This is a genomic window from Colwellia sp., assembly GCF_013214175.1.
Lineage (GTDB): Bacteria > Pseudomonadota > Gammaproteobacteria > Enterobacterales > Alteromonadaceae > Colwellia.
In genome coordinates, this window is record NZ_JABSPA010000004.1 from 276,003 (window position 1) to 282,744 (window position 6,742).

Here is a 6,742-nt window from a genome sequence, read left to right on the forward strand (position 1 = left end):
TTATTGATTGAATTTCATACTAGCTAAAAAATAGCAATATTACAATTTAAAATCACAGTCTGACTACATAGTCGCTACAACAAGAGAAATACAGACATCTAGCTAAGAACTCTGAACATTATACTTATAACTATCACATAGCAGAAATTAAGATCGCGCCATGAACTTGCTCCCAGAAACAGTGACCACTTGACCTGAACCTTGACATTGACATTGACATTGACATTGACATTGACATTGACATTGTCATTGTCATTGTCATCAAACATAACAACTTTTCATTATTTATCAACAAGCTACCTACCAGCCACATAGACTAGCCATAGTAATGAATCGGTTAAACAAATAAATTAATTATCAGGTTTATATCATGACACTAATCCTCTTATACCTTGCCTATTATTAAGTTAAACCTCGCACAATGCCTTAGCTGGGAGTGTAGATAAAGGCGTGAGCACTTAATCAAAAATTTAACAACGTTACCTGCTAGCAAAAATAATATATTAGAGCGCTTCCGATTAGTACTAAGCAGTTGGGAAACTAAAGGTGGTGATGGTAGTGAATTACACCTTTATACCAATGCATTATCAGGTACCCAGTATAGAAAAATAACACTATTATCGCTACAGCACATGATAAAATGGCTGTAGCGATTCACTGACAAATCACCCTACTTGGCTGTGATCACTCCTTACTAAAAATCGTACAACCACTAAAGGAAATAATAAATATAAAAGCCAAAGCAGACCCCCTGCTGACTTTTCTTCACCATCACTCGATATACTTTCAACTTGTATAAAGGTAGCAATTAACTCTAAACTAGATGATTTTTTAACAATACACTGCTCAAAGCCTCCACTTGCATAATAATAGAACTGCTTAATATTGAACTCCCCTGTTGCGACATCGATAAAGGAGTCATTATTGAAGTCCCCAAAGGCAGTAGCAGTTAGTCCCTCTGTCGGCCGAGCTAACTCTACAGGTTTTGAGTACTCCCCCTCTCCTTGACCATAAATCAAACTCAGTCTTGAAGGTTGATAATGAGCCGTTAAAATATCGACATGCCCATTTTCATCAATATCCCCAAAGGCTGCACCATAACTTGCCCATTGAGTTGAAACGACCTTTCGATCTTTACCATTCTCATTAGAGTAAATGGCAATTTCCCCTAGTTTTATTTCTGCAGTCAAGATCTGTGGAATGGCATTTGGAGATGCTTGAAAAGTATCTAATGTTATCGCTGCTTTTTCAGCAATAATTTTTTGTTCTTTTAGCCCTTCGGTCGTATTTTTGAACCAAGTTATTTTTTCATTGGTTATGCTTTTAACAAGTACAAAAAGATCGCCACTAATGTCAGCATCGAACGAAGAGATAACAAAATCAGGTAAACCATCTAAATCATAATCAATTACAGAAAAAGAGTAAGGGTGAGAATTTTCAAACTTGAAGGTCTTTTCATAAATAAAGCCGCCATTACCATTATTTAGATACAACCTAATACCTCGGTTGTCTGTACTAAACTCAGCGACAAATAAGTCTTTATAACCATCATTATTCCAATCAAAACTGTCTAAGGATGATGGATAAGAGAGTTCTGAAATAATAGTTTTACTCGCGAAAGTACCGTTCCCTAAATTTTCATAACTGTGCACTTGGCCATTAAACAAGCTGATACCTATCAGGTCATCTAGACCATCATTATTAAAGTCTAAGGTCTCTAATGATTTAGCCCCTCCACTTGCAGTGCCAATACCTTTAATATCTGTCTGTTCTGACGGGATAATCACCCCGTTTCCCATGTCGCATTTTTGACCTTGCCAACCGGAAAAATACCAGCCAGGGGATGCCTTAGCCACTAAGGTTTGAGTAGATTTATCCGTTGCGAAATTACAGTTACTTGAACAGGTCTTATCCAGCGCTTCAACTTGTCCCTGACCTACTATCTCTAAATTTACATTAAACGCCATGCTAGTGAAGTTTGTACCAATGAGGCAACTTAAGGTTATCGCTTTCAAAATTAATTTATTCATATTTTCAATGTCTTTTTTTATAGGGGATTATTTTCTATCCTATTTAATATATATGTGTAATTAGGGTGTTATAATGTTGTTATTATTTTTTTATTCATCCATAAAATCAAAAGCTTAAAAAGTCATGAATGTTAATTTCCTTCTAGATCACTATAGGGTTTACCCTAAACATAATAAAATCACCAATGAAAATAAGGTGACAATTCTTGAACCTAAAATAATTCAAGTACTTTGTTTTATGGTTCATCACCAGGGTGAAGTTCTCAGTAGAGAGTATATTGCTGATAATCTCTGGCCTGATACTATTGTCGGTTTAGAGGTAATAACTCGTGCAATTTTTGAGCTTCGAAAGGTGCTTAACGATGACGCTAAAAATCCGAAATATATAGAGACAATAGCGAGAAAGGGTTACTGCTTTATAGGAAAGGCTGAGCCTATTAATAAAGCTAAAAGCCAAGCATATTTACCCAGTTTGTTATTGGTTAAACTTGGCCATAAAAGTGCAATATTGACAGCCTTACTGCTCACTATTATTACCTTCTTCTTACTTATCAGCCCAATTGCACTATTCAAAAATTTTCAAATCAGCAATACAAAACCAGAAAATTATCAAGCCACTATTCTTAGTGACGGTATAGAAAACATTCAATCGGCTGCACTTTCTGCTGATGGATCCAAAGTGCTTTATATACAAACTGATGCCAAGTCCAATGAATCAGTATTGATACTAAAAGATGTGAAAAGCCATAAATATTCAATCTTACAAAAAGGTACTGAGATGTACCGCTCAGTTATTTGGACTGAGAAAAATAATATAGGGTATTTTATTCAATGTAATACCTCTGAATGTAAGATAAATAAGCTATTTGTCGATACAGGCAAGTTACAAGTGGTATATAAAACCAATAAGCGTTTAAAGACGATTAAGCTATCAGCAAAGGGTAAAACATTAGCTTTAACAGCAATAAATAAACACCGTCTGTCTATCTCCCTATTATCGCTAGATTCACAACGAGAAGTGCCGATAAAGCTTGATAATAAAGCAAGTAACTATGCAGCAACATTTAACAATATCGAGCCTGCTATTTTTTATGTTCAACAAAAAGATTCACACTCAACAATCAATAGCTACAACTTAGTAAGTCAACACAGTAGGATAATTTCTACTAAATTCTCTAAAGTCACTAGCTTGCATTCAGAAGATGATGCTAACTTGCTTATTGCCGGTCAAATTGACAGCCTATATTCGGTTTGGCGCTTCAACCTTAACACCAATGAAATTTCACAAGCGCTTTCTATACCAACAAATACCCACGCATATGAATTGGTTTCAAGTCAATCGTCACAACTATTGTTTTATCTTAAAAAAAGCTCAAACATTAATATTGGTGCGCAAGGTTTAGCTAACCATATTGATCTAAAGCAAGTTAATAGTTATGCAAATGACTTAAATGCCATTTGGTCCAGACCAACCAATACGCTTTACTTTGTATCACAACGCACTGGTAGCTATGAACTTTGGAGTCATAACCGACATAAGAATACTAAACTTACCGGCATTCAGGCTGACAGTATTAGACGACCTATTTTAAACGAGAAGAAAAACCAACTGGCTTTCGTTGCTGCTAAAAATAATCAGCTCAAACTTATGATCTATGATATAGCTACTGGGCAGCTCACAGTTAATCAAAACATTGATAAAGAGGTGCATTTATTATCTTGGTCAACTAAAGGTAACTCTATTTACATGAGCATTGCCAGCGAAAACATCTACGATATTTGGCAATTCAATATAGTTAGTAAAGAGTCTAAAAAAATATTACTCGCGGCGGGCCTCATAGCAGAGGAGCAAGAAGATAAAAGTTTCATTTTCGGTGACATAAAAAGCCAAAAATTAATGGTAAAGAAAGCAAATGGCACCATGTCAATTATCAAAGACTTTAAGGGAGTTGCTTTACAATTCAGGCCACACAGTATCAAGATAAATAATAACAGCGACCATTTATATTATGTTGAACAGAAACCAACAAGTATTCAGGTGATGTCGACTCCTCTGGGTGTAATGGTCCAGGAGACTCCAAAAGAGCTCTTTACCCTAACAACTAATGATTTTATTACTGACATCGGCAGGCATGGGAAAGATTACGTAATTTATGATCATTTCGTATCAAAAACATCACAGTTACTTTTATTGCAAGCCGTTGACTAATACCTGTGTAAGCCAAGGCAGCCTAATCAGGTGGATAGCCATAAGAACTTTAATGGTAAACTCATTGCTCCTTTAAACGCTAAGCACATCGCCTCCTTTATCACCACGAACAGTAATGTCTCACGAGTATTGTAGCGATATTGAGTTCTATTGTATTTTAATCAATTGTCGTAACTTGAGTTGTCTAGACTGCTTTTCAACAACATCAGCTTTAGTGATAGCATCAAGGGGAACTTAAATGAATAGTGATATTAAGGCTAGTGCCTCAATAACGATAATGTGAGTACACCTTCATAACATATAATGAGAACCATACTTAGGGATCTGGCTAGCTAAGGTGGGTTGTCTACAGCGATCACGTCAACGTTTAGTTTTTCATTTGCTAATATACAAAAAACTAAATCGGATGAACAGTTGTTAGCTTTTATTAACTTTAGGAAAGTTCTTTTTTGAAACAAAACGGGCACCTCTAATGAGGTGCCCGTTTATTAAATATGGCGGTGAGCGAGAGATTCGAACTCTCGAAAGGGATAAACCTTTACACGCTTTCCAGGCGTGCGCCTTCAGCCACTCGGCCAGCTCACCAATTTTGTGATGAGATTTTAAGTGTTATCAGCACTGTTGTTTAACAAGCGCTATGGTAAAAAAAAAGCCTCGCGGGTGCAAGGCTATTTTAGCTAAAACGCTGTTTAATTTTGATAAAATAGTTTAACTGCTGCTTATTTATTCATAAATCTAGATAAATGAATAATTTTTGCAATTAAGTTAAGCATTACCTTTAACTTTTAACTGATTCTCTGCAGCAAAGTTAAGCATTCTATTTAATGGTACTAATGCTTTTTCGGCAACGCTGAGCTCTACGTTGATTTCTTTACCTATTGGACTTACTAGCGCGTCATGAATCGATTTAAGGCCATTCATTGCCATCCAAGGGCAATTAGCGCAGCTTCTACATGTTGCGCCATTACCGCCGGTAGGTGCGGCTACAAAAGTCTTCTCTGGGTTAGCTTGTTCCATCTTATAAAAAATGCCTTTATCGGTTGCAACGATAAAGTGCTCATTAGGCATTTCTTGACTAGCTTTGATTAATTGGCTGGTTGAACCAACCGCATCTGCCAATTCAATAACATTAGCAGGTGACTCAGGATGCACTAATACAGCAGCATCAGGGTATTGCAACTTAAGGTCACGTAATGCCGAGGCTTTAAACTCATCATGGACAATACAAGCGCCCTGCCACATCAGCATCTTGGCTCCTGTTTCTTTTTCTATATATGCGCCTAGGTGGCGGTCAGGACCCCATAAGATAGGCTTACCCTGACTATCAAGCATATCGACTATCTCAAGGGCAATACTTGAAGTTACCACCCAGTCAGCTCGCGCTTTAACTGCAGCAGAGGTATTTGCATAAACGACAACGGTATGATCAGGGTGTTGATCACAAAAAGCAGAAAACTCTTCAATAGGGCAACCTAAATCTAACGAACAGGTTGCTTCAAGTTCAGGCATTAATACAGTTTTTTCTGGTGTTAATATTTTAGCGGTTTCGCCCATAAACTTAACACCGGCAACAATTAACGTTTCTGCTGAGTGCTGCTTACCAAAACGGGCCATTTCAAGAGAATCGGCAACACAACCACCGGTTTCTTCGGCAAGCGCTTGTATTACAGGGTCAGTATAATAATGAGCAACCAGGACAGCATTTTTTTCTACTAAGAGCTGTTTAATTTTCTCTATGTATTGCACCTTTTCATCATTTTCTAAAGGCTTTGGCTTAGCTGGGAATTGGAAATCAAAATCTACCGCGGTATTACTTACACTCATGGATTCTCTCTAAATCTGGACACGTAAAAACGCGACAATTATAAGGCAAAGCGCCACTAATGTGTAGTAGATAATGGTCTGTATAGGCGCTTCGTTATAGAGTAAATATCATCTATATATCAAGACGTGCTAATAAGATGTTGTAACTAGGTGAGTTCTCGACATATCAAGCTTACTTTCAATGATTATTTGGGATTCTATTTGATAACGAGCTAATTTATTTGGTATTGTCAGCCGTGAAAAATTTGAACCTTCTAACTAACTTAGCTATACGGTTAAGAGCTTTAGCTTATGAATCTGAAGTTTGAATTATCACTAGGGAGGGCTTTAAATATTCTTAAGTTAACTAGGAGTGGTCGGCCTTGAAGGATTTGAACCTTCGAATTAACTTAGCTATACGGTTAAAAGCTTTGGCTTATGAATCTGAAGTTTGAATTATCACTAGGGAGGGCTTTAAATATTCTCAATTGAATTAGGAGTGGTCGGCCGTGAAGGATTTGAACCTTCGAATTAACTTAGCTGTACGGTTAAAAGCTGTGGCTTATGAATCTGAAGTTTGAATTATTACTAGGGGTCTTTGGATATTTTCAATTGAATTAGGAGTGGTCGGCCGTGAAGGATTTGAACCTTCGACAAATTGGTTAAAAGCCAACTGCTCTACCAGCTGAGCTAACGGCCG

The 6,742-nt window shown here is 37.0% G+C and carries 3 protein-coding genes and 2 tRNA genes; 1 reads left to right on the forward strand and 4 read right to left on the reverse strand.

Features of this window, described 5'->3' with window-relative positions:
* Positions 1–665: 665 nt before the first annotated feature.
* Complete coding sequence (locus HRT55_RS12400) at positions 666–2,030, reverse strand: VCBS repeat-containing protein (RefSeq protein ID WP_291621673.1); 1,365 nt, start codon at positions 2,028–2,030, stop codon at positions 666–668.
* Positions 2,031–2,226: 196 nt separating this feature from the next.
* On the opposite strand from HRT55_RS12400, the gene HRT55_RS12405 reads away from it, so the two are divergent.
* Positions 2,227–4,239, forward strand: coding sequence for a winged helix-turn-helix domain-containing protein (locus HRT55_RS12405; RefSeq protein ID WP_291621675.1), 2,013 nt, complete (start codon positions 2,227–2,229; stop codon positions 4,237–4,239).
* Positions 4,240–4,734: 495 nt separating this feature from the next.
* Here HRT55_RS12405 and HRT55_RS12410 read toward each other — a convergent pair.
* The 3 genes from HRT55_RS12410 to HRT55_RS12420 all read right to left on the reverse strand — a co-directional run bounded on the left by HRT55_RS12410 (position 4,735) and on the right by HRT55_RS12420 (position 6,742).
* A tRNA-Ser gene (locus HRT55_RS12410) sits at positions 4,735–4,824 on the reverse strand.
* A 180-nt stretch (positions 4,825–5,004) separates the two neighbouring features.
* Positions 5,005–6,063: a quinolinate synthase NadA gene (nadA, locus tag HRT55_RS12415; protein WP_291621677.1), complete on the reverse strand. Its 1,059-nt coding sequence runs from the start codon at positions 6,061–6,063 to the stop codon at positions 5,005–5,007.
* 603 nt (positions 6,064–6,666) lie between these two features.
* Positions 6,667–6,742 (reverse strand) — tRNA-Lys (locus HRT55_RS12420).